Origin of the sequence: Thalassospira sp. MBR-102, assembly GCF_040549275.1 — a bacterium.
GTDB classification, from domain to species: Bacteria; Pseudomonadota; Alphaproteobacteria; order Rhodospirillales; family Thalassospiraceae; genus Thalassospira; species Thalassospira xiamenensis.
Genome location: NZ_JBEPTC010000002.1, coordinates 37,784 through 62,736, shown reverse-complemented (window position 1 = coordinate 62,736; position 24,953 = coordinate 37,784). Strand labels below are relative to the sequence as shown.

Sequence of the window (24,953 nt, the reverse complement as noted above, 5' to 3'; positions counted from 1 at the left end):
CGTTACGAGCGATCCTGTGACGTGCCAAGGATTTCATCAAGCCGCTTCTGTTCCTGATTGGAAAGCGATTTCGGGCCTGCACCGTCTTCGCGCTGTTTGCGGCGGTAAAAGGCGATCACCGCAATCAGGGCCAGAAACGCCAGAACGGCCGGGCTGATCCACAGGATGTAGGTTTCGGGTTTCAGCGGCGGGTTCAGCAGAACATAATCGCCATAGCGTTCGACGATGTAATCAACGACTTCTTCGTTGGTGTCGCCAGCAACCAGACGTTCGCGCACCAGAATGCGCAGATCACGGGCCAGATCGGCATCGGAATCGTCAATCGACTGGTTTTGACAGACCAGACAGCGCAAGCCCTGACTGATGTCGCGCGCGCGTTCTTCAAGCTTGGGATTGGTCAGCATCTCGTCGGGATTGACCGCAAGAGCCGGTGCCGCGTGCAGGCCCAGCAGAATGACAAGGGCCGCGAACAGTGAACAATTTCGACGGATCATCCTTTTAACTCCGCAATCTTTGGCAGCAAGACTTCTTCAAGAACCTGATTTGAGATGGGCCCGACATGTTTGTACCGGATCTGACCGGTGCCATCGATAATAAAGGTTTCCGGCACGCCATAGACCCCGAAATCAATACCGGTTCGCCCGGACAGATCCATCCCGACCGCGGCATAGGGATCGCCAAGTTCATCCAGCCAGTTGACACCGTCCTGCGGGTCTTTTTCCTTGTAGTTCAGGCCATAAACCGGAACGTCAGCCTCACGCGCGAGGCGCTTGATGAGCGGATGTTCCGCACGACATGGAATGCACCAGCTGGCGAACACGTTCAGAACCGATACCTCGCCTTTTGAAATATCGGCGCGTGACAATCCGCGGTCACGGCCTGGCAATGGGGGCAACTGGAAATCGGGGGCTGGTTTACCCAGCAAGGCCGACGGCACAACAGATGTATCTTTACCAATATTCGTCAGAAAGACACCGGCAAGAGCAGCAAAGAGTACCAGCGGGATGACTGCGATCCAGAATCTCATGAAGCGGGAACTCCGTTTTTCTTATAGCGCAGGATAATGCGCGTACAGATACTGATGGCACCGCCGATCAGCATCAGTAACATTCCGCCCCAAACCCAGGGCATCATTGGCAGGAACCGGACGGTCACGACACGCCCGCCATCTTCGGCCCGTTCGCCAACGGAAACATGCAGATCCCCATCGCGTCCATGCCAGATATCGGCTTCCTTGGTTTCGATGCCACGGATCGGATAATAGCGGACTTCGGGGAACAGTTCGGCGACCGGCTGGGCGTTGCGATAGATGATGAAGGTCGCCTTGCGGGTGGCGAAGTTTTCACCGGGCAGCAGCGCCACACCTTCGTATTGCAGGTTATAGGGGCCGATCTGAATACTTTGTCCGGTGCGCGCCGAAAGCGATATCTGCTGTTCCCAGATGGCACTGGCCGATCCCCCGGCGATCAGGATGGCGATCCCGATATGGGCAAAGGTCATGCTGAGATAGCGGGGGCCAAGAAGCTGCAGATTGCGGTATTTGCCTTCGCCGTGGTCGGGTTGACGCCACAGGCGTTCCCAAAGATCACCAAGGGCAGCGGTAAAGACCCAGGCCGCAAGACCGATCCCCAGCAACGGCAGCGGGGAGGCATCGATAAAGCGCATCCAGACAAACAGGATCACGATCAGCGACATCATGGCGGCCAGCTTCATCCGCCGCCCGATCTGCCATGCCTCGTCCTTGCGCCAGCGCAGCGTCGGGGCAAAGCCCATCAGAAACAGAAGTGGCAAACCGATGGGGATCAGGGCCTGAACAAAGAACGGTGGGCCAACCGTGATGATATCGCCGCCCAGCCAGCGCAGGAACAGCGGATAAATGGTGCCGATCAGAACGGTGGCCGCCGCAACCGAGAGCATCACACTGTTGAGGAACATGCCGCTTTCGCGCGATACCAGCGAGAAGTCCTTGTCATCGATCATGTCGGTCGCGCACCGCCAGAACATGAAATAGGCCCCGCCAAACAGAACGCAGAAGGCAACCAGAAGGGCAACAGCGTCGCCGCTGCTGAGCAGGGCGGTTGGCAACGGACCCAATAGATCGGAGCGTACGAGGAATGTCCCGAACCAGCCGGCAGCAAAGGCCGACAGCGCCAAAAGAGCCGTCCAGGGTTTCAGGGTTTCGGTTTTTTCAAGAACGGCCCGACAATGCAGGAATGCCGTGGTCAACAGCCAGGGTAGCAATAATGCATTTTCGGATGTATCCCAGTACCACCAGTTGCCCCATGCCTGTTCGGTATAAGCACGGTAGGCGTTGATGGCGATGGCACCGCCCAGCAATGTCCAGGAAATCATCGTCCACGGGCGCAGTTGTTCCGACCATGCACGGTCAAGCTTCGCACCCGGCAGTGCGGCAAAGGTCACCGCGAAAATCACCGATAATCCGGCAAGACCGGCATACAGGATCGGCCCGCGTGCCATACCGGCAAGGTCCTGCAATTCCGGATCAAGACCGTTGCCGTCAAGCGGTGCGATGCCCGACCGGATAAACGGATCGGCATCAATGATTGTTACCGCCGCCAGAAGGGCGACAATGATGCCAAGGATACCAAGGGCGACACGATCCTGTTCGGTAACGCCGCGCGCAATGCTTTGCAGCGCGTATATCAGTGTCGCGAGTGTGCTGGTCGCGACCCAGAACAGCATGGCGCCGCTATCGGAGATGACGGAGGCACCGATACGGTAAATCATCGGGGTAGATGAATGACTGTAATCGGCGACCACGGGCAGGGTAAAATCACTGACAATAAAGGAATGGATCAGGGCGGCTTCGGCAATGATTGCCAGAACGCACATGGCAAAGGGCAGGGGCCAGACACCGAAACCGACATTTTCGGAAGTCCGGATATTGCCGGTCAGTCCATCTGGCAAGGTTCCGCCGGCAATTGCCGGTGTCATTGTCGTTGTCGGGCCGAGCGCGCGATAGCTTGCGCGAAACAGGGCCGGACAGAACAGGACGGCCTGACAGGTTCCCAATGCAAGAATCAGGATAAGGGCAAAATGTCCAAACTCTGCGATCATGCGTTCTTCAGATTTCCCCGATATGTGGTGTTCACCAAACGAACACCACTCAGCCCCTGCTGTCAAACAGCAAGGCATCCACCCAGTTTAATGCCGCTTTGATGGCTTCAATATGAGGTTTTTATGATGGCAGAATGTGGCTTAATTACGCATCTGTTCGGCGTTGCGGGCTTCGATTTCTTCCCAATAACCGCTTTTTTTCAATGAGTCAGCGACCTCGGGCGGCATGTAGTTTTCATCATGCTTGGCCAGAACTTCGGATGCGATGAACTGGCCCTCGGAACCCATATGGCCCTCGGCGACGACGCCCTGGCCTTCACGGAACAGGTCGGGAAGGATGCCGGTATAGGAAATGGTGACCGCATTTGCCATGTCGGTGACGATAAAGGTGACGGTTTCACCGCCGCCGAGTTTTTTAAGCGATCCTTCTTCGACGAGGCCGCCGACGCGCAGGCGCTGATCGGGATCAATCGGCGATTTTTCGGCGATTTCGGTCGGGCTGAAGAAGAACACAACCGAATCTTCAAATGCCGTAAGGGCCAAGGCAGCCGCCGCCCCGACCGCCAGAAGGGCAGCCATGACGATATACATGCGTTGACGTTTGCGGGATTTGGCACGCGAAAGAGACACTTTGATATTCTCCGCTCAGGAAGGCTTGGGCTCAGGAAGTCGGGGACTGGTCTGTTGTGCGGGCACGTCTGGGACGGCGGGCTTTCAGAACAGTTTCAAGCTGATCAAGTTCGGTCTGGCTCTGACGAAGGCCACGCAGGGTCATGATCAGAAGAATGATCATCGCAAGGGCTGCGATACCGTAACTGGCCCAGATATAGCTGCCATAGCCGCCCATTGAGAAGAATTCGTTCATTTGCTGGCTCCGGCGTTGTGACCCTGATCATAGGCGAGTTCGTCATGATCGCCGCTGGCAACGGGGCGTTCGTCAAACAGGCCGCTGAGTTGAAGCGCACGGATGCGCCGCTGGTTGAGTTCAAGGCGAACGCGCAGCACCAGAACGATGAAATAATAACCGGTGAAGGCAAAGGCCATGATCAGAAGCGGGGCGAGCATGCTGGGATCGATGCTGGGCCCGCCCATGCGGGCAACCGATGCCGGTTGATGCAGGGTATTCCACCAGTCGACGGAAAATTTGACGATCGGCACATTGATCGCGCCCACCAGTGCCAGGGCCGATCCGGCCTTTGATCCGCGTTCGGGATCGTCAAAGGCATTTACCAGCGCGATATAGCCAAGATAGAGGAACAGCAGGATCAGCATTGATGTCAGACGCGCATCCCACACCCACCATGTTCCCCACATCGGTTCGCCCCAAAGCGACCCGGTAACAAGCGTAAGGGCGGTGAATGTTGCGCCAACCGGTGCGGTGGCGCGCGCGCAGATATCGGCAAGCGGATGTTTCCAGATCAGGCTCATGGCCCCGCAAAGAGCCATGCCGACATAACAGAACAGTCCCATCCATGCCGCGGGCACGTGGATATACATGATGCGGACGGTGTTGCCCTGCTGATAGTCAACCGGCGATCCGATCAGGGCCAGATAAAGCCCGGTGGCTGTCAGAATGACGGTCAGCGCGACCACCCAGGGCATCATGGCCCCGGTCAGTTTCAGAAACACGCTTGGTTTGGCGAAACGATGCATTTTCTCTCGTCCGTTTGCGGCGATGCCGCCGAAGGTCGTCTGTTTTAAGTTATTCCACGGCCTGCCGGATGGCGTGGGCCGTGGCAAACGGGGCGGCAGCCAAAGACAGTAACAGGATCGCCCCCATGATCTGTAACTGTGCCTGGGCGGAAATGCCAAGCAATGCGGCCTCGACCGCACCGGCACCGAAAATCAGTACCGGTATATATAGTGGCAGGACCAGCAATGACACCAGCACACCGCCGCGTCGTGCCCCCAAAATCAGTGCCGCACCAATCGCCCCGATCAGGCTGAGTGCCGGTGTGCCGATCAGCATGGCGATCATCAGGGTGCCAAAGCCATCCTGATCCATATTGAGCATCACGGCCATCACGGGTGCCGCAATAATCAGCGGCAGGCCGGTCGTCAGCCAATGGGCGCACACCTTGCCCAGAACCAGCAATTCCAGCGGTGCAGGCGACAGGGTCAGCAATTCCAGCGTGCCATCCTCGTAATCGGTCTGAAAGACACGTTCGAGTGACAGCATGGCCGCCAGCAGGGCCGAGACCCAGATCACACCCGATGCAATGCGCGCCAGAATATTGGCTTCGGGGCCGACACCAAACGGAAACAGGGTGGTGGTTACGATAAAGAAGGCAACCACCATCACGGAATCCGCGCCCTGACGCAGGGCCAATCGCAAATCACGACGCAGGATGGCGACAAAGGCATTCATATCGCGGCCTCCGTCGCTCTGCCTTGATCCATGTCGAGTGAGAGATGCTGGTTGGCATCTTCATCATCATGTTCGATCAGCCATTCCATCATCGGGATGGCAAACGGATCAAGATCAAGGATGATCGGTGCCGCGATATCCAGATCGACATGGGTGGAATAAATCACGATGCCGCCTTTGGCCCGGAATTCGGCGATCAGACGCGCCAGTTCGGCACAGCTTTCGCGATCAAGGCCAACGGTCGGCTCGTCGAGCAGCCAAAGGTCGCTTTGACCCAGCAGGATACGGGCAAGGGCGGTGCGGCGTTTTTGACCACTTGAAAGATATCGCCCGGCGGTTTTGCCAAGGTGATGAATATCAAGGGCGCGAAGCGCCTGATCGATTTCGGCATCAATATCGGAAATACCGCGCAGTTCGGCCCACAGGCGCAGATTATCGCGAACGGTCAGGACCGGTTTGATCGCGTCCTGATGACCAAGGTAATGCAGGCGCGCGCGATGGCCGATTTTATCATCGGCGATATCGTCACCCTGCCAGCGGATGGTGCCGCGGCGCGGGGCCATGAGGCCCGCCATCAGGCGCAAAAGGCTTGATTTTCCTGCACCATTGCGACCGCGCAGCATCACGGCATCGCCGGTATTGGCGCTAAAGGAAAGATCGCCAAAGACCAGACGTTCGCCACGCAGACAGGTCAGATCAGAACCGGTAAAAACTGTCATCTAACTCGTTTGACTGTCGGAATTCGTGCCGGATGCGCTTTTTCTATACCGCGCCCGACGTTATTAATCATGCTTTATCCGACATTGGATGTGATGACATTGTTTCAAATCAATCCAAAAAGACGCGAGACGCCGCAGCGATCAAAAATCGGCTGCGGCGCGGGCAAAGCGATAGCAGATCAGAAGCGGATGACCGAGGCACTTCGAACCGGGCCGCCGCGGCCTTCCTGAACAAGGACCGCGACACCGCCGTCGCAAGGCTGGTTCAGGGCGAAATCAAGTTCGCGCTGCATGCCGTCCCACTGCCCAAGATCGATCATTTCGCGCACGACATTGGCATGAACCAGACGCCGCCCGGCATTTTCACCAGACCGGACATCGCGTGCCTGCTCGCGATCAAACCCGATCAGCCAAAGCTGATAGGACTGCCCGGCAGGCGGGGTATTGAGCATGCCGAGCTTTAATTTGCCACTGGCGGGGCTGGTTCGATTATCCGATAGCAGGGCCAGTTCCGCCCATTCCCGAAGCGGGGTCGTTTCATTGCTGGTGGTGACGATTCGGCCTTTGTCGGTGGCGCGAACGACCTGATCGCCGTTGATCACGACCTGCGGGGTGTAGACATAGCGTTCACGCATGCGACCAGCATAGTCGCGTTGCCGTTCGGTATTGGCCGCACTGGAAAACGGATCTTCCCAGCCCAGATAGTTCCAGTAATCGACATGAAACGACAGGGCAAGAAGGTCACCATGTTCCTGATTTAATTCGTAAAGAACACGATCCGCCGGAGGGCAGGAATTGCATCCTTCGGATGTGTAAAGCTCGATCACGGCGCGGGGTGACGTGGACTCGCCAGCATGTGCCAGCGATAAACCACCCATGAACGCGGTTCCAAGCATGAATATAATGGGGCGAAGCTGTTTCATGGATTGATGATGCCCCAAAATGCCTATCAACCACCAATCACAAGGCGTTGAAAGGTCCGTTTGCGCCAAAACGACCGATTTTTGCGCAAAACATGGCAATTTAGACAGGAGATTTCGGAAGATCGGTGTTATTAGCTCCGGTCAATTCCGAAAGGAGGCAAAAGGTCTTCACGGAATGCGTGAGGTGAAATCACCTTTGCGTTTATAGAGAAAAATGAGGAACCGGCACTGCGGCGGGAGCGACTTACCGCGGATGTCAGTCCAAGAAAGGTTTGCAGGCAATGATTAAACGAGAGCATTGGGGGTCACGCCTCGGCTTTATCCTGGCGGCTGCCGGGTCGGCGGTGGGGCTGGGCAACATCTGGAAGTTTCCCTATATGGCGGGCGAGAATGGCGGTGGTGCCTTCTTGCTGATTTATCTGGCGCTGGTTTTCACCATTGGCCTGTCGGTCATGCTGGCTGAAATGGTCATTGGCCGGATGACGGCAAAGAACGCGATTGGCGCGTTTGCAAAGCTCAAGGGCGGTGCATGGCCGCTGGTGGGGCTTTGTGGTGTTGCGGCTGCCTTTATCATCCTGTCATTTTACAGTGTCGTCGCCGGCTGGACGATTTCCTATATGGTCAAATCGATCACCGGGGCGCTGGCGATTGAAGATCCGGCCGCATTGGGCAGCATCTTTGGCGGGTTCATTGCCGATCCGGTTTCGCCGCTGATCTATCATGCGATCTTCATGGCGTTGACGGTTTTTGTCGTCCTGGCGGGTGTTGGTTCGGGTATTGAACGTGCGTCAAAGATTTTGATGCCGGCCCTGTTTGCGTTGTTGCTGGTGCTGATCGTGCGTTCCGTGACCCTGCCAGGTGCGGGCGAAGGCATTGCCTTCCTGCTGTCGCCGGACTTTTCCAAAGTGACATGGGCAACGGTATCGGAAGCGCTTTCGCAGGCGTTCTTCTCGCTCTCGCTTGGGATGGGGGCGATGATTACCTATGGCTCGTATCTGAGCAAAAAGGAAAATATCGCCAGTTCGGCCGGTTGGGTGACGCTGCTTGATACGTCGGTTGCGGTCATGGCCGGTCTTCTGATCCTGCCAGCCGTGTTTGCATTCGGCTTTGATCCAAGTGCCGGTCCGGGCCTGACCTTTATTACGTTGCCAGCGGTGTTTGCGCATATGCCGATGGGATCGATCTTTGCGTTCATGTTCTTCCTGTTGCTGGGTATTGCGGCATTGACGTCGGCGGTTTCGATCCTTGAGGTGGTTGTTGCCTATTTTGTTGATGACCGCGGCATCAGCCGCAAATGGGCATCGATCACGGTGGGGGTGATCATCTTCCTGCTGGGGATTCCGTCCTCGCTGTCGATGGGGCTCATGGGCGAGTTCAAGATCTTTGGCCTCGGCTTCTTTGATCTGATGGATTATGTCAGCTCGAAATTGCTGCTGCCGATTGGTGGCCTGTTCATCTCGCTGTTTGTCGGCTGGGTTGTCTGGGGCAAGGCCAAGGAAGATATTGCCGCCCATAATGGCGTGGTGCCGTTCTGGATCAATGGCTGGGGCATTATCGTGAAGTTCATCGCACCGCTTGCGATTGCCTTCATTCTGCTGAAGGGACTTGGCGTGCTTTAGGCCGCTTTTTTCACAGCAGACGACATGTGAAGGGCGGGGAATTTCCCCGCCCTTTTTGCTGGGGATCAAACCGGATCAGGAGGCTTCGGCCGGTCTTTGCTGAGACAGGGTGAGGATTTCATCCGCACACATCGGTTTGCCCAGAAGGTATCCCTGTATGTAATCGCATCCGGCATCGCGCAGCAGTTTGAGCTGCGCGTTGGTTTCGACACCTTCGGCGACGCATTTTTTGTGCAGGTTCTGCGCCATATTCAGGATGGTGATCGCAAGCGCACTGCCTTCGCGTCCCTGATTGATGTCGTCGACAAAACTGCGATCCATCTTGATCGTGTCAAACGGCAGTTTGCGCAGGTAGCTGAGACTGGAAAAACCGGTGCCAAAATCATCGAGTGCGATTTTGACGCCCAGATCGCGAATGCGCTGCATGTTGGCGCGCATTTCTTCGATATTCTGCATGAACAGGCTTTCGGTGATTTCGATTTCCAGCCGGTCCGCCGCCATGCCCTTTTCGACCAGAATGGTTCTGATCTGTTCGGCCAGATCGATGGTGCCATAGAATTGCTGGACCGAGACATTCACCGCCATCGTGACGTTGTGCAGGCCCTTTTCACGCCATGCGACCGCCTGACGGCAGGCGTGACGCAATACCCAGCGCCCCAGTTCGCCGATCACGCCCATTTCCTCGGCTACCGGAACAAAGACCGAGGGGGGGATCGCCCCCCGTTGCGGATGGTTCCAGCGCAACAGGGCTTCGACGCCGTGCAGGTTGCCGGTGCGGGCTTCGAATTGCGGTTGATAGACCAGATGAAATTCATCGCGATCCAGCGCCTGACGCAGGGCACTTTCAAGGGCAAGGTCGGCATCGCTGCGTGAATGACTGGCGCGGTTATAGCGGCTGAACCGGTTTCGGCCCTGTTCCTTCGAATGCATCATCGCAATTTCGGCATTGCGCAAAAGATTGGCGGTATCGTTGGCGTCGTGCGGGAAGGATGCGATGCCGATGCTCGCCGAAATATAGATTTCCTGTCCCTTGCTGGTCAGGTGCGGTTGGTTTAACGCTTTTAAAAGATCATCGGCTAGTGCGGCATCATCATCGGCGGAAGTCCCCCCCGAAAGCAGAATGGCATATTCATCCGCACCAACACGCGCCAGAACACCCCCCTGATTCAGACGGCGATGCAGCCGACGGGCAACTTCGACCAGAACGTCGTCACCGTCACTGTGTCCCAGTGTGTTGTTCACCCGCTGGAAATTATCGATATCGAGCAGCAGGATCGTCAGGCGGGTTCCCTTGCGGCGGGACTCGCCGATGCCGTGGGCCAGCAGTTCAAGGAACCGGCGGCGATTGGGATAGCCGGTCAGTTCGTCAATATGGGCAAGCCGCAGAATGTCTTCGCGGTTTTTCTTACGTTCGCTGATGTCGGTAAAGATCGAGGCATACTGGCAGATCTGTCCATCGGCATCACGGATCGCGATGATCGACAGCCATTCGGGATAAATTTCGCCGGATTTGCGGCGGTTCCAGATTTCGCCTTCCCATTTGCCGTGCTGTTGGATATCGCGCCACATCGAGGTGTAAAATTCGGGAGACTGACGACCCGATTGCAGGATATTGGGGTTTTTGCCGATCACGTCCGATGCGTTGTAACCCGTGACCCGGGTGAAGGCCGGATTGACCAGTTCGATCGTGCCATCGGCGGCACAGACCATGATCCCGTCAGGCGATGTTTCAATGATCTTGTCTGCCAGAAACAGCGACCGGCGCGCCTTGGTCAGTTCGACATCGCGGCCTTCCATCACGGACCTGAGATGGGCGAAGTAATCCTGTTCGATGAATTCCAGCAGATCGGCGAATGACAGAACACCGATGACATTGCCGGTTTCATCAATCACCGCAAGATGGCGGATATGTTGGGCCAGCATCGTGTCGCGGGCGTTGTTCAGGCTGGACTTGGCGGAAATGACACGCAGCGGGCGGCTGGCAATTTCGATGGCCGGTGTTGCGTGATCGCCATTGGCAAGATTGCGCAGGATATCGCGTTCGGTAATGATCCCGGTGTGATCAAGTATCGAAACCGGGTCGGTCGCGACCGACGGATCATAGACAATCGCACAATCGCATTTGGCATCATGCATGCGCGCGCGCAGTTCCGACATCGGGATATCGCCATCGACAAAGATTGTCGTGCGGCGGATGGCGGCCCCGACATCCCCATCGCCCAGTTTGCGCCAACTGCCCTGTTGGCGGATCAGGTCAGACTGGCTGATGATTCCGGCAAGGCGGTTTTCCGCATCCACGCTGACCAGATGACGGACATGGCGTTCGCGCATACGGATGATGGCGGCCTCGGGCGTGGCATGGACCGATATGCTGTGAACCGGGGCCGACATCCATTTCGATATCGGCTCGTTCAGGGTGGCTTCGCAGTCGGCGGGCAGGGACAGGCAATCCTTTTCCGTCCAGATTCCGATCGGCAGGTGATCCTGTGTCACGATGATGGAGCTGCAATTGGCTTCGCGCATCATGTCGATGGCCTGACCAATCGCGGTTTCCGGCCCGCAACGCAACACGATGCCGGGGGAAATCGTACCTACGGTCAGGTGGGTGGTATTGCCATCGGCAAAACTGGGGCGCGTCATGATAACCTGTTGCTGTCCAAATCCTGTCAGGTGCCCGGTTTGCGGGCATTATTGGTTAGAGTCAGGACCCATCCCTATCAAATCGTCGGGACGGCTGACTTGTTATAAATCAATGGATATATGTGGTTTGGGTTTGTCGCAATTTAAAGATGCGTTCCACGCAAAAACACCCCCGTCCTTGACAGACGGGGGTGTTTCGCATTCAGCAGGCTTCTGATTTCAGGCGAAATCAGGCAGCTTTCATCATGTTACGCAGAACGAACTGCAGAATGCCGCCGTTCTGGTAGTAAAGGACTTCGTTTTCGGTATCGATACGGCAGGTGGCAATGACCTCTTCGGTGGAGCCATCCTTGCGCGTGATACGAACCGTAACGTCCTGCATCGGGTTGATACCGTTGCCGATACCCAGAACGTCGAAGACTTCGGTGCCGTCAAGCTTGTAAGTCGCACGACCTTCACCATTCTTGAACTGCAACGGCAGGACGCCCATGCAGACCAGGTTGGTGCGGTGGATACGTTCGAAGCTTTCGGCCAGAACAGCTTTGACGCCAAGCAGGTTGGTGCCTTTGGCTGCCCAGTCACGGGACGAACCGGTGCCGTATTCCTTACCGGCGATGACAACCAGCGGGGTGCCCTCGGCCTGGTAACGCATGGCAACATCATAGACCCAGCCCTGTTCGCCGGACGGGTAATGAACCGAAACACCGCCTTCGGTGCCCGGTGCCATTTCGTTGCGGATACGGATGTTGGCAAAGGTGCCGCGCATCATGACTTCGTGGTTCCCGCGGCGTGCGCCATAGGAGTTGAAGTCACGAACCGCAACGCCGTGCGCCTTGAGGTATTCACCTGCCGGGCTTTCTTCCTTGATCGAACCGGCCGGGGAAATGTGGTCGGTTGTGACAGAGTCAGCGAGGATCAGGAGCGGACGTGCACCATGAACTTCCGAGAACGCACCCGGTTCTTTCGCCATATTGACGAAGTAGGGCGGGTTCTGGACGTAGGTCGATTTGCCATCCCATTCGAAGGTTTCGCCTTCGGTGACTTCGATTTCCTGCCACGGTTTCGGGCCGGCAAAGATGTTGTCATAACGATCTTTGTACATCGAAGCAGAGATCGAGGACGCGATGGTGTCCGCGATTTCCTTGTTGGTCGGCCAGATGTCTTTCATGAAGACGTCTTTGCCATCTTTGTCGGTGCCGATCGGGTCTTTGTTCAGATCGACCTTCAGGTTACCGGCAAGGGCATAGGCAACAACCAGCGGCGGGGAGGCAAGATAGTTTGCCTTGACCTGCGGGCTGATACGGCCTTCGAAGTTACGGTTGCCCGACAGAACGGCGGTCACGAGCATGTCGTTGCCGTCAATTGCCTCGATGATCGGGTCGGCCAGCGGACCGGAGTTCCCGATACAGGTGGTGCAACCGAAACCGGCAACGTTAAAGCCGAGCTTGTCGAGATAGGTCTGAAGACCGGCTTTTTCGAGATAGTCGGCAACAACCAGCGAGCCCGGTGCAAGCGAGGTTTTCACCCACGGTTTGCTTTTAAGGCCGAGTTCAACCGCTTTTTTCGCCAGCAGGCCGGCTGCGATCAGCACGCTCGGGTTCGAGGTGTTGGTGCAGGACGTGATGGCGGCAATAACGACGTTACCGTCTTTCATTGCGAAGTTTTCGTTCGAAACCGGAACAGAACGATCCGCATCAACACCCGGTGCCATGTCGGCAAAGGTCTTGGTGAAGCTTGAAACGGCATCTTTGAGCAGAACGCGGTCCTGCGGACGTTTCGGACCGGACAGAGCCGGTTCAACGGTCGAGATGTCGAGTTCAAGGGTCGAGGTATATTCGGCTTCGAAGCTCGGGTCGCGCCACATGCCCTGTTCTTTGGCATATGCTTCGACCAGTGCGATCTGTTCTTCGGAACGACCGGTGTTACGCATATAGTTCAGCGTTTCATCGTCAATCGGGAAGAAGCCACAGGTCGCACCGTATTCCGGTGCCATGTTACCGATGGTCGCACGATCCGGCAGGCTCATATGATCCAGCGCGTCGCCATAGAATTCGACGAACTTGCCAACAACGCCCTTCTCGCGGAGCATCTGAACGACGCGCAGCACGAGGTCGGTTGCGGTGATGCCTTCTTTCATCGAGCCGGTCAGTTTGAAACCGACGACTTCGGGGATCAGCATCGAGATCGGCTGGCCGAGCATGGCTGCTTCGGCTTCGAGACCGCCAACACCCCAGCCCAGAACGGCAAGGCCGTTGACCATGGTGGTGTGGGAATCGGTACCAACCAGCGTATCGGGGTAGGCAACGGTTTTGCCGTTATCATCCTTGCCGGTCCATACGACCTTGGCGAGATGTTCGACGTTCACCTGGTGGCAGATGCCAGCCCCCGGCGGAACGATGCGGAAATTGTTGAACGCATTCTGGCCCCAGCGCAGGAACTCGTAGCGTTCGCCGTTACGTTCGAACTCGACTTCCATGTTTTTGTCGAGTGCGTCGTCGGTGCCAAAGAAGTCGATCATGACCGAGTGGTCAATGACGAGGTCAACAGGTGAAAGCGGGTTCACCTTCTGGGCGTCGCCGCCCATCTTGACGACGGCATCGCGCATCGCGGCAAGGTCAACAACGGCAGGAACGCCGGTGAAGTCCTGCATCAGGACGCGGGCCGGACGATAGTTGATCTCGTGCGAGCTCGAACGGGATTTGAGCCACTCGACAACAGCTTTGACATCGTCGGTTTTGACAGTGAAATCGTCTTCGTAGCGCAGAAGGTTTTCCAGAACGACCTTCAGCGTAAACGGAAGCTTGGAAACGTCGCCGATTTTTTCGGAAGCAACTTTAAGGCTGTAATAGTCGTAGGATTTGTCCCCGACATTCAGCGTGCGGCGCGTTTGCAGGTTGTCTTTGCCACAAATGGACATCAGACCCTCCTCAAGGTGGTTAAAGGGCTTGTCGTGACAAGACACCCCGACCGTCGGAGCGCCGAGCGGTGGGCTATCTGTATCTCGTGACGCGGGTCACGGCTACATATGTATGTGCCACGGGGTTACACCACAATTCCCCCTGAAAGTCCAGACCCGCAAAAGGGTCATTCTTGAAATCCCTGCGATAACAACGAATTGGTGAATGGTTGGCGCGTAATGGCAATCAGAAGGTATCTGATTCGGGTGAAAAACACCGTAAATCCGCCCGAAGATCATTCGCGAGTCCACAGGATCACCGCCATATCTGGAAAGACTCGAATGTAGAGGATGCCCTGTACTATTGGGGGAAATCCTGTCCGAAGGGGAACGAATCGGGTGATCGCCTGAATGCAACAGGGGACAATTTCGGCATTTGTCAGAGCACAGTTGGTGCAGCGCGAACAGGAACCTGAATGTTGCGATGCAATAATTTTCAGCCTTTCAGTATGCGGGTTGTGTCGTGATGACCTTACGGAATTATAGGTAGAAGTACATTCATCAGACCAGAACGCAAAAATTGTGCGATGCGAATTTGTGAAAAGTCTCAATGCGTTGCTGTGCAACACGTTGACGGCATTTGCTGAAATTGGTACTTAAATACGTATTAAATGTGCCAAGCCCGGTTTCCGTAAGGTCCGGGTCAAATAAAAACCGGTACATCATCAGGGAAACTGAACAAGAGGCACGGGGTATCCACCTTAAAATCCGGTCAACCGGAAAAAGGGATGCCTGCGGCCCAAGTCAGGGAGGATAAGCGACGTTATGACGTCACAGGGTCCCATTTTGCAGATCAGCGACGTATCGCTTGTGTTTGGCGGCGTGCGCGCGCTAAGCGACGTCAGCTTTTCCGTCCAGCCCGGCGAGCTGTTTTCAATCATTGGCCCGAACGGGGCCGGCAAGACATCGATGCTGAACTGCATTTCGGGTCGGTATCAGCCAACCACCGGGTCAGTGTCCTTCAAGGGGCAGGATGTCACGGGGCTCAAGCCCAATGACCGGGCCGAGCTTGGCATCGGGCGTACCTTCCAGAACCTGGCCCTTTTTGGTCATATGAGTGTCCTTGACAACATCATGGTCGGGCGGCACCACCTGCTTAAAAACAATTGCCTGACTGGGCCGCTTTACTGGTTTTCCGGCGCGCAGAAGGAAGAGCTTGAACATCGGCGCTTCTGCGAGGACGTGATCGACTTCCTTGAAATTTCCCATATCCGCAAGGCAACCGCCGGGACGCTGTCCTATGGATTGCGCAAGCGTGTCGAACTGGCGCGTGCGGTGGCGTTGCGCCCCGATCTGATCCTGCTTGATGAGCCGATGGCGGGCATGAACCTCGAAGAAAAAGAGGACATGGCGCGCTTTATCATCGATCTGAACGAAGAATGGGGCATGACGGTTGTCATGATCGAACATGACATGGGGGTGGTGATGGATATCTCCAACCGGGTCATGGTTCTTGATTTCGGTCGCAAGATTGCCGCTGGCCTGCCCGAAGAAGTCATGGCCAACAAGCATGTCAAAAAGGCCTATCTCGGCGAAGACGATGACGCAACCGACGAAGACGAGCAGGTGGCCTGAACATGAGCAGCAATACCCCCGATTACGCAAATGTGCAGGCGCTTGATACCTTCCCGAAGGTGCTGGCGTATAACGCGCGCCACTGGGGCGACGAAATTGCCATGCGCGAAAAGGAATTCGGCATCTGGCAGGAATTCACGTGGAAAGATTACAACGACCGCGTCAAATGGATGGCGCTTGGTCTGCGCGATATGGGCATCACGCCCGGCGATGTGATCGGTATTATCGGCGAAAACCGGCCGGAATGGGTTTGGGGTGAAATCGCCGCCCATGCGCTGCGTGCGATGTCGGTCGGTCTGTATCAGGACAGTCTTCATGAAGAAGTCGCTTATCTGATTACCTATTCCGGTGCGCGGGTTCTGATCGCCGAGGACGAGGAACAGTGTGACAAGCTTCTGGAGCTGGCCGATCAGATTCCGACGGTTGAACACATTGTTTATTGCGATCCGCGCGGGATGCGGAAATACGAAGATCCGCGCCTGATGGATATCGAAAAGCTTTATGAACTTGGCCGCGAGATCGAGGCAAAAGACCCCGGTGCCTATGATGTGATGGTCGCCGATACGCGCGGTGATGAATGCGCGATCCTGTGCACCACGTCGGGTACGACGTCCAAGCCGAAAATGGCGATGCTCAATGCCGGGGATTTCCTTGATCATTGTGCCGCCTATCTGCGGGCCGACCCGAAATATCCGGGGGATAATTATGTTTCGGTTCTGCCGCTGCCATGGATCATGGAACAGGTTTATGTCGTCGGTCAGTCGTTGATCAGTCGCCAGATCGTCAATTTCGTTGAAGAACAGGAAACGATGATGGCCGATCTTCGCGAGATCGGACCGAACTTCGTTCTGCTGGCTCCGCGCGTCTGGGAGGCGATTGCCGCCGATGTCCGCGCCCGCATGATGGATGCCACCCTGTTCAAACAGAAAATGTATGATTTCGGCATGGCTTTGGCCCGTACCGCCCTTGACGGTGGCGGGCATTCCAAGGTCGCCGATATCCTGTTGATGAATGCGCTAAAGGATCGGTTGGGCTTTTCGAATTTGCGGTCGGCTGCGACCGGCGGGGCGGCGATGGGGCCGGAAACCTTCAAGTTCTTCCATGCCATGGGGGTGCCGCTGCGCCAGCTTTATGGCCAGACCGAACTTTGCGGTGCCTATACGATCCATCAGCCCGATGACATTGATTTCGATACGGTCGGGCGCGCGTTCGACAATTCGGAAATCAAAATCATCAATACCGATGAAAACGGTGTTGGCGAAATTGTCGCGCGCACATCGGGGATGTTTACCAGTTACTATAAAAATCAGGCCGCCTATGACGAGGATGTCCGGGATGGCTGGATGCATACGGGCGATGCCGGTTACTTCAAGGAAGACAACAAGCATCTTGTGGTGATCGACCGTCTGAAGGATCTGGCGGAAACATCAAAAGGCGTGCGGTATTCGCCGCAGTTTATTGAAAACAAACTGAAATTCTCGCCCTTCATCGCCGAGGCCGTGATCCTTGGCAAGGGATTGCCGTTCCTGTCGACCATGATCTGCATCCGGTATTCGATCATGGCCAAATGGGCCGAGCAGCGCGGGATTGCCTTTACCAACTATACCAATCTGTCGGCCCAGCCGCAGGTCTATGACATGATCGTTGATGAAATCCGTCAGGTGAATGAAACCCTGCCGGAAGCCCAGCGCATCAAACGGTTCCTGCTGCTTTACAAGGAACTGGATGCCGATGACGGCGAACTGACGCGCACGCGCAAGGTCCGCCGCAGTGTGGTCGCCGAAAAATACGCCGACATCATCGATGCGGTTTATGCCGGTAATGACAAGGTTGATATCGACACCATGATCACCTTCCAGGACGGGTCGAAAACCCGCATCCAGACCAGTGTGAAGGTGGTCGATCTGGACGGGGACAAGGCCGCCGAGACGGCCCCCAAAGCCGCCGAATAAGGCTGCGATAAAACAGTGCGCCCCAAACGCCATCAAGGTTGCGGGGCCGCCATTACAGGGATGGCAACATGAATTTCGAACTTCTGTTCCAGCTTCTGCTTAACGGGCTGATTGTCGGAACATTGTATGGCGTCGTCGCCATGTGTTTCGTGCTGATCTACAAATCGACCCAGATCGTGAACTTCGCACAGGGCGAGTTCCTGTTGATCGGGGCGTGGGTCTGTTACGCATTCCTTGTCGAAATGCATATGCCGTTCTGGCTGGGCTTTATCTTTACATTACTGTTCATGATGGCGTTTGGCATCATTTTGCAAATGGTGGTTCTGCGCCCGATGATTGGTGAGCCGATCATTTCGGTGATCATGGTGACGATCGGGCTTTCGATTTTCTTCCAGGCGGCGACCAAATGGATATTCGGTGCGACCACGGCGACCTATCCGCAGGTGTTTGAAACACGGTCGGTCAACCTGATGGGGATGCAGATCGAAACTGCCTATATCATGAGTTTCGTGATCTCGCTGGTGATCATGGCGGCGTTCTACTGGTTCTTCAAATATTCCAAGCTGGGCCTTGCGATGCGGGCCACGGCCTTTGACCAGCAGGTCGCGCAAAGCCTTGGTATTTCGGTGAAAACCGTGTTTGCTATGTCCTGGGCGATTTCGGCCCTGGTATCGGGGGTTGCCGGTATCGTGATCGGGATGGTCAACGGGGTTTCATCCGCGCTTTCGGTCATCGGGATCAAGGTGTTCCCGGCGGTTATTCTGGGCGGGCTTGATTCAATCATCGGTGCGATTGTCGGGGGTGTGATCATCGGACTGCTGGAAAACACCGCCGAGTTTGTCGATGGTCAGTATCTGCACTGGGGCAACCTGTTTTCGATCGCACCGTTCTATGTGCTGATCATCATTCTTTGCATCAAGCCATACGGTCTGTTTGGCACCAAAGACATCGAACGCATCTAAGGGGCGGAGTAATAGGTTATGGCTGGATTTTCGATGCGTCCCTGCGGTGATTTTCGCACCACCTACCGACAGGATACGCGGATTTTTGATACCACCTTTGTCCGCAACGCCGCGATTTTGGGTGTGATCGCAACCGCGCTGATCCCGTTTGTTCTGGATGGTTATTACGTCAACCTGTTCATTCAGATTTCGTACTTTGCCATCGCCGCCCTTGGTCTGAATATTCTGGTCGGCTTCACCGGGCAGATTTCATTGGGTCATGCGGCATTCTTTGGGTTTGGTGCCTTTGCATCGGCCTGGATCAACAACACGACCGGCATTCCGGTTTTGCTGTCGATCCCGCTGGCTGGTCTGATGACGGCGGCTGTCGGGCTTCTGTTCGGTCTGCCTGCGGCCCGGATCAAGGGCCTTTATCTGGCGATTGCAACATTGGCAGCCCAGTTCATTCTGGAAGATTTCTTTGCCCGGGCCGACTGGTTTACCGGCGGGTCTTATGGGGCGGCGGCAAATCCGGTCAATGTGTTTGGCTATGAAGTGCTCGATGATTTCAGCTTCTTCTATGTCTGCCTGTTCTTCTTGGTGATCATGTATCTGCTGGGTACGAACCTGATGCGGACCCGTGACGGGCGAGCCTTTGTCGCGGTGCGCGATCATTATCTGTCGGCGGAAATCATGGGCATCAATCTGACGAAATACCGTCTGATGAGCTTTGCGATTTCATCCTTCTATGCCGGGATCGGTGGGGCGATGTATGGCCATTACCTTGGCTTCGTCTCGGCCGAGGGCTTTACCATCCTGCTGTCGATCCAGTTTCTGGGCATGATCATCATTGGCGGCCTTGGCTCGGTCAAGGGCACGCTGATGGGGACCGTCTTCATGGTTCTGCTGCCCGAAGTCATGGAAAACGGTGTCGGGCTTTTAAGTGTTTTCGACTGGGCCAATTCGACGGCTGTGACCGACGGGCTGGCCTATATCAAGGAGATGGCGATCGGTCTGGCCATCATCCTTTTCCTGATCTTCGAACCGGACGGGCTCGCGCACCGCTGGCAGCAGATCAGGGCGTACTGGAAGCTTTATCCCTTCTCGTACTGATCAATATCGCCGAAACCCGGTCGCTTAAAAAACAAAGATCGGGACGAAAATCGGCGAAGGCCGGGAGGCTACTTTGTTTAGAAAAACGTCCAAGGGAGACGTCGTGATGAAAAGACTGATTGCTGCGACAGCGATTGTTGCAACCGGCCTGTCGGTTTCGGCAGCCAAAGCAGATGACGACATGGTTTTTGTCGGTCATCTGATGGACATCACCGGGGCGACCGGGTTCATTGGCAAATTCTATGCCGATGGTGTCCGTGACGCGCTTATGTATATCAATACCCACGGTGGCATTGATGGGACGGTTCTGGATTCAGAATCGGTCGATTACGCCTATAAGGTTCCGCAGGCGATTGCGAACTACAAAAAATGGCGTTCGCGCAACAACATGGTCGCCATGCAGGGCTGGGGCACGGGCGACACCGAAGCCCTGATCAGCTTTGTGGCCCAGGACAAGGTCCCGGTTTATTCCGCGTCCTATTCCGGCCATCTGACCGACCCGACCGGCAAAAACCCGAAAACCGCAAAACCCGCACCTTATAACTTCTTCTATGGCGCATCCTATTCCGACGCCTGCCGTGCACTGGTTCAGTGGGCCGCCGAGGATTGGAAAGCATCGGGTGGTTCGGGCAAACCGGTCTTCTCGCATATCGGGGATAACCATCCCTATCCGAATGCACCGAAAGAAGCCTGTGCGGAATACGCAACCGAACTTGGCTTTGACGTGACCGAGCCGGTCGTCGTTTCGATGAAGCCGGGCGACTTCAAGGCGCAGTGCCTGACGATCAAGGAAGCCGGAACCAATTATGGTTACCTTGGCAACCTCGGCCCGTCGGTCGTTTCGCTGGTCAAATCCTGCGATACGGTTGGTGCAAGTCCGAAATGGCTGGCCAATATCTGGGCGGGTGACTACGAAACGCTGAAAACCATCGGTGATGTTGAAAACTATGTCTTCCCGGCGATGACCAGCTTCTGGAGCGACGAGGGCGTACCGGGCATGGATCTTGTGCGCGAAATTTCGAAAATGTCCGATAGTTCGGGCGAACAGTTCCGCACCCATCACTATATCCGCGGCATTTGCTCGGCCTATTACATGAAAGAAGCCATGGAATGGGCCAAGGCTAATGGCGGCATCACCGGCGAAAACATCAAGGCCGGCATGTATGCCCGCACGGATTGGGTGCCTGCCGGTCTTGAAGGCGTTTGCATGCCTGCAACCTGGACTGCCGAAGACCATCGCGGCATCAACACCGTTAATATCTATAACGGCAGTGCCAAAGGCGGTGAGCCGACCGTAACCAAGGCGGCAACCGTGACCCTGCCGCGCCGTGACGACTGGCTTGGCTATTAAGTCGTAGTCAGAAGACGGATGTCTCCCGATGGTGTTCGGGGCGGAGTGGCGAAAAGCGCGCCCGCCCCGACACCGGGGGATGTAATCAGAACGTGATCGAAGGGGACACCATGGCAGAGCCGGCCCGCAAAACTGAAACCGCAGAATCGTTGCTGTCGGTCAATAATATCGAAGTCGTGTATGACGAGGTGATCCTTGTCCTGCGCGGGGTGTCGCTTGAAGTCCCGCAAGGCAAGATCGTGACCCTTCTGGGCCCGAACGGTGCGGGGAAATCGACCACGCTCAAGGCTATTTCCGGTTTGCTCAAGACCGAGGATGGCAAGGTGACCCGCGGCGATATCAATTTCATGGGGCAGCAGATTGCCAACGGCAATCCAGAGGATATCGTGCGTTCCGGCCTGTTTCAGGTCATGGAGGGCCGCCGCATCATCGAAGACATGACCTGTGTCGAAAACCTTCGGCTTGGCGCCTATACCCGCAAGGACAAGGGCGTTAAGGACGATATCGACATGGTGTTTGAATATTTCCCGCGCCTGCGCGAACGTACCGGGCTTGCAGGTTACCTGTCGGGCGGGGAGCAGCAGATGCTGGCGATTGGCCGGGCCTTGATGGCACGCCCGAAAATGATTTTGCTTGATGAACCGTCGATGGGTCTGTCACCCTTGCTGGTGAAAGAAGTGTTCGGGATCATCGAAAAGATCAACCGTGAACAGGGCATTACCATGCTGATCGTGGAACAGAATGCCAATTTTGCGCTGAAGGTTGCCGATTACGGTTACATCATGGAAAGCGGCAAGGTGGTTCTGGATGGTACCCGTGACGAGCTTCTGAACAATGAAGACGTCAAGGAATTCTATCTTGGCGGTGGTTCGGAAGAACGCAAAAGCTTCAAGAACATCAAATCATACAAGCGCCGCAAACGCTGGCTTTAACACGTGTTTGCCGCCTTTCAATGACCAGAAAACGGACCCGGCCATCATGCTCAATACCTTCTTCGATGCCAGTGAAACCCGCAGCCCCAAAGACCGTGAAACCGGTTTGATGGCGGCATTGCCGCGGGTTGTTCATCACGCAAAAAGCAAGGCAGCGGGCTTTGGCCGTATCCTTGATGGCGTTGATCCGCAAACGGTCAACAGTCGCGAGGCACTGGCAAAACTTCCGGTGACGCGCAAATCCGATCTGATCACCATGCAGGCGAAAAATCCGCCCTTTGCCGGGTTGAATGCAACACCGGTGCCGGCCCTTGGCCGTATTTTCCAAAGTCCGGGCCCGATATACGATCCCGAAGGCAAGGGGGATGACTGGTGGCGGATGGGGCGCGCGTTTTTTGCTGCCGGGTTCCGGCCGGGCGATATCATCCATAACTGCCTGTCCTATCATCTGACGCCGGGGGGCTTCATTTTTGACAGCGGCGCACGTGCGTGTGGCTGTGCGGTGATCCCGGCCGGTGTTGGCCAGACCGAAGCCCAGATCAAGGCGATCAGCGACCTGAAACCGACCGGTTATTCCGGGACGCCGTCGTTCCTGAAAATCCTGATGGAAAAGGCCGATGAACTGGGCGGGGATGTATCATCGATCACCCGTGCGCTTGTTTCGGGCGAAGCATTGCCACCGTCATTGCGCGACTGGTTTTCAGAACGCGGTGTTGCCATGCTGCAATGTTACGCCAGTGCCGATCTGGGGCTGATTGCCTATGAAAGCGATGCCAAAAGCGGGATGATCGTTGCCGAGGACATCATCCTTGAAATCGTGCGTCCCGGCACCGGTGATCCGGTGGCCGAGGGAGAGGTGGGCGAGGTTGTCGTCACCACCCTTAATATGGATTATCCGCTGATCCGGTTTGCCACCGGTGATCTTTCGGCGATTGCATCAGGGCCAAGCCCTTGCGGGCGCACCAATATGCGCATCAAGGGCTGGATGGGGCGTGCCGATCAGACGACCAAGGTCAAAGGCATGTTTGTTCATCCCCATCAGATTGCGGAGGTCGTCAAACGACATGCTGATATCGGCAAGGCGCGCCTGATCGTGACCCGTGAAAATGATGTCGATGTCATGACGCTGGCCTGTGAAACCGATGCCGCCGGGTTCAGTGCCGATGCGGTGATGGATAGCCTGCATGCGATCTGCAAGCTGCGCGGCAAGGTCGAAATTGCAACACCGGGCAGCCTGCCCAATGATGGCAAGGTGATCGACGACCAGCGCGACTATTCCTGAGCAACCGCCAGAACCCTTTTTGACGCTGTCCCGTCACGGGACCGGGCCCGTCAAGAGGGTATCGATATTTTTCGTTCCCGCTCGGGAAACTTGATGCCGTCCGGCTTGGTTCGGGCGGCATTTTTTTGTTTTGTGCATGGGGCCACTGTTCATCGCCCTTCGGGAATGTATGATGGCGCATAAATTTGAATGATTACAGGGGAAAGCATGGCGCAGGCAGGCAAACCATTTGCCGTTGGCATGATTACGATTTGCCAGTTGATGGCGCTTTCGCTGTGGTTTTCGGCAACGGCGGTATTGCCGCAATTGCGCGCCGAGTTTGACCTTGGCGCCATTCAATCATCCCTGTTTACCAGTTCGGTCTTGCTGGGCTTTGTTCTGGGGACTTTGATCAGCGCCTTTTTCGGTCTGGCCGACCGGGTCGAGGCGCGGCATTTCTGGGCGGCATCGGCATTCATTGCCGCGACGGCCAATATCCTGATCCTTGCTGTGCCCGTCGACGGGGTTGTTGTGATCGGGCTTCGCCTGATTACCGGTATCTGCATGGCAGGGATTTACCCCATTGGCATGAAAATGGTCGCGACCTGGTCTCGCGGTGATACCGGGTTTCTGGTCGGCTTGCTGGTTGGTGCATTGACCATGGGGTCGGCCCTGCCGCATCTGTTTGCGGTGGCGGTGCCTCTCGATTGGCGGATGGTGATCGTGGCGGCAAGTATTTCGGCCTATATCGCGGGTGTGGCGATCCTGTTTGTCAAACTGGGCGGGACACCGGGAAAGTCCCCGCGCTTTGATCCGCGTATGGTCGGGCACATTTGGGCGAACAAACCATTGCGTCATGCGTGCTATGGCTATTTCGGGCATATGTGGGAACTTTATGCCATGTGGGGCTGGATCGGGTTGTTCCTGTATGGGGCCCTTTCCGGGCGTGAACTTGATAATCCGGGTATCTGGGCAGCACTTTTGACCTTTGCCATTGTGGGGATCGGCGCATTCGGAAGCCTTGCGGGCGGTTTGCTGGCCGACCGGATCGGCCGGACGACGGTGACCATGGCGGCGATGGCCATCAGTGGCATCTGCGCACTTGTTGCCGGTGCGCTAGGCGATACGTCGATCCCGATCCTGATTGTTGTCTGTATCGTCTGGGGCATTTCGGTGATTGCCGATTCTGCGCAATTTTCATCCTGCGTGATCGAACTGGCCGATCCCCATCAGGTCGGAACAGCGTTGACCCTGCAAAATGCCATCGGCTTTATCATTGCATTGGGATCAATCCATCTGGTGCCGGTGATTGCCGACGCGTCTGGCTGGTGGGGGGCGTTTGCCATGCTGGCGGTGGGGCCGTTACTGGGTTTTATTGCCATGGGCCGGTTGCGCAACATGCCCGAAGCGATCCGTCTGGCAGGGGGGCGGCGATAATTTTGAACTGAAACAATGAAAATGGGCGGTGATCCGCTTCACTTGACAACCGGAAGGTAAAAAACTGCGCCGGTTGGGTTTTCTTGAC

20 protein-coding genes are annotated in these 24,953 nt (G+C 56.1%); 9 read left to right on the top strand and 11 right to left on the bottom strand.

From position 1 onward, the window contains the following. Nucleotides 1-2: 2 nt before the first annotated feature. The 9 genes from ABIE64_RS03780 to ABIE64_RS03740 all read right to left on the bottom strand — a co-directional run bounded on the left by ABIE64_RS03780 (nt 3) and on the right by ABIE64_RS03740 (nt 7,043). Nucleotides 3-494, bottom strand: a complete 492-nt coding sequence (locus ABIE64_RS03780; RefSeq protein ID WP_110252524.1) for a cytochrome c-type biogenesis protein — start codon at nt 492-494, stop codon at nt 3-5. Then, nucleotides 491-1,027, bottom strand: a complete 537-nt coding sequence (locus tag ABIE64_RS03775) for a DsbE family thiol:disulfide interchange protein (protein ID WP_007090228.1) — start codon at nt 1,025-1,027, stop codon at nt 491-493. The genes ABIE64_RS03780 and ABIE64_RS03775 overlap by 4 nt, the downstream gene beginning before the upstream one ends. Beyond that, the gene (locus ABIE64_RS03770) at nt 1,024-3,078 is read right to left on the bottom strand and encodes a heme lyase CcmF/NrfE family subunit (protein WP_065701808.1); all 2,055 of its coding nucleotides are present in this window, start codon (nt 3,076-3,078) and stop codon (nt 1,024-1,026) included. The genes ABIE64_RS03775 and ABIE64_RS03770 overlap by 4 nt, the downstream gene beginning before the upstream one ends. A 141-nt stretch (nt 3,079-3,219) precedes the next feature. Beyond that, nucleotides 3,220-3,708: a cytochrome c maturation protein CcmE gene (gene ccmE, locus ABIE64_RS03765; protein WP_082822581.1), complete on the bottom strand. Its 489-nt coding sequence runs from the start codon at nt 3,706-3,708 to the stop codon at nt 3,220-3,222. 31 nt (nt 3,709-3,739) lie between these two features. Then, on the bottom strand, nt 3,740-3,943 hold the full coding sequence (gene ccmD, locus ABIE64_RS03760; RefSeq protein WP_007090225.1) for a heme exporter protein CcmD: 204 nt from the start codon (nt 3,941-3,943) through the stop codon (nt 3,740-3,742). Further along, nucleotides 3,940-4,731, bottom strand: a complete 792-nt coding sequence (locus ABIE64_RS03755) for a heme ABC transporter permease (RefSeq protein ID WP_354376672.1) — start codon at nt 4,729-4,731, stop codon at nt 3,940-3,942. The genes ccmD and ABIE64_RS03755 overlap by 4 nt, the downstream gene beginning before the upstream one ends. A 49-nt stretch (nt 4,732-4,780) precedes the next feature. Next, nucleotides 4,781-5,446, bottom strand: coding sequence for a heme exporter protein CcmB (gene ccmB, locus ABIE64_RS03750; RefSeq protein ID WP_007090223.1), 666 nt, complete (start codon nt 5,444-5,446; stop codon nt 4,781-4,783). Next, nucleotides 5,443-6,165 (bottom strand): heme ABC exporter ATP-binding protein CcmA, encoded by a 723-nt coding sequence (gene ccmA / locus ABIE64_RS03745; protein ID WP_341364895.1) that lies wholly within the window; start codon nt 6,163-6,165, stop codon nt 5,443-5,445. Before ccmA ends, ccmB begins: the two co-directional genes overlap by 4 nt. A 179-nt stretch (nt 6,166-6,344) precedes the next feature. Then, a complete protein-coding gene (locus ABIE64_RS03740) occupies nt 6,345-7,043 on the bottom strand; it encodes a DUF1223 domain-containing protein (RefSeq protein WP_354376671.1) in 699 nt (232 codons plus the stop codon). A gap of 326 nt (nt 7,044-7,369) precedes the next feature. Here ABIE64_RS03740 and ABIE64_RS03735 point away from each other — a divergent pair, with 326 nt between their 5' ends. Then, complete coding sequence (locus ABIE64_RS03735) at nt 7,370-8,707, top strand: sodium-dependent transporter (RefSeq protein ID WP_007090220.1); 1,338 nt, start codon at nt 7,370-7,372, stop codon at nt 8,705-8,707. 75 nt (nt 8,708-8,782) lie between these two features. Here ABIE64_RS03735 and ABIE64_RS03730 read toward each other — a convergent pair whose 3' ends face one another. Both ABIE64_RS03730 and acnA read right to left on the bottom strand, forming a co-directional pair. Further along, nucleotides 8,783-11,347, bottom strand: a complete 2,565-nt coding sequence (locus ABIE64_RS03730; protein WP_354376670.1) for an EAL domain-containing protein — start codon at nt 11,345-11,347, stop codon at nt 8,783-8,785. A gap of 229 nt (nt 11,348-11,576) precedes the next feature. Continuing rightward, a complete protein-coding gene (acnA, locus tag ABIE64_RS03725; RefSeq protein ID WP_065701805.1) occupies nt 11,577-14,264 on the bottom strand; it encodes an aconitate hydratase AcnA in 2,688 nt (895 codons plus the stop codon). Nucleotides 14,265-15,068: 804 nt separating this feature from the next. Here acnA and ABIE64_RS03720 point away from each other — a divergent pair. The 8 genes from ABIE64_RS03720 (at nt 15,069) to ABIE64_RS03685 (ending at nt 24,865) form a co-directional block, all read left to right on the top strand. Next, complete coding sequence (locus ABIE64_RS03720; RefSeq protein ID WP_063094185.1) at nt 15,069-15,878, top strand: ABC transporter ATP-binding protein; 810 nt, start codon at nt 15,069-15,071, stop codon at nt 15,876-15,878. Between the two features lie 2 nt (nt 15,879-15,880). Continuing rightward, on the top strand, nt 15,881-17,830 hold the full coding sequence (locus ABIE64_RS03715; protein WP_354376669.1) for a long-chain fatty acid--CoA ligase: 1,950 nt from the start codon (nt 15,881-15,883) through the stop codon (nt 17,828-17,830). A 68-nt stretch (nt 17,831-17,898) separates the two neighbouring features. Continuing rightward, nucleotides 17,899-18,792 (top strand): branched-chain amino acid ABC transporter permease, encoded by an 894-nt coding sequence (locus ABIE64_RS03710; RefSeq protein WP_037987219.1) that lies wholly within the window; start codon nt 17,899-17,901, stop codon nt 18,790-18,792. A gap of 18 nt (nt 18,793-18,810) precedes the next feature. After that, the gene (locus ABIE64_RS03705; RefSeq protein ID WP_354376668.1) at nt 18,811-19,884 is read left to right on the top strand and encodes a branched-chain amino acid ABC transporter permease; all 1,074 of its coding nucleotides are present in this window, start codon (nt 18,811-18,813) and stop codon (nt 19,882-19,884) included. Between the two features lie 106 nt (nt 19,885-19,990). Then, a complete protein-coding gene (locus ABIE64_RS03700) occupies nt 19,991-21,235 on the top strand; it encodes an ABC transporter substrate-binding protein (protein WP_037987224.1) in 1,245 nt (414 codons plus the stop codon). Nucleotides 21,236-21,345: 110 nt separating this feature from the next. Then, the gene (locus tag ABIE64_RS03695) at nt 21,346-22,167 is read left to right on the top strand and encodes an ABC transporter ATP-binding protein (protein WP_110252530.1); all 822 of its coding nucleotides are present in this window, start codon (nt 21,346-21,348) and stop codon (nt 22,165-22,167) included. A 46-nt stretch (nt 22,168-22,213) separates the two neighbouring features. Further along, nucleotides 22,214-23,449 (top strand): phenylacetate--CoA ligase family protein, encoded by a 1,236-nt coding sequence (locus ABIE64_RS03690; RefSeq protein ID WP_354376667.1) that lies wholly within the window; start codon nt 22,214-22,216, stop codon nt 23,447-23,449. A 207-nt stretch (nt 23,450-23,656) separates the two neighbouring features. After that, nucleotides 23,657-24,865: an MFS transporter gene (locus ABIE64_RS03685; protein WP_341364888.1), complete on the top strand. Its 1,209-nt coding sequence runs from the start codon at nt 23,657-23,659 to the stop codon at nt 24,863-24,865. The last annotated feature ends 88 nt before the right edge of the window (nt 24,866-24,953 follow it).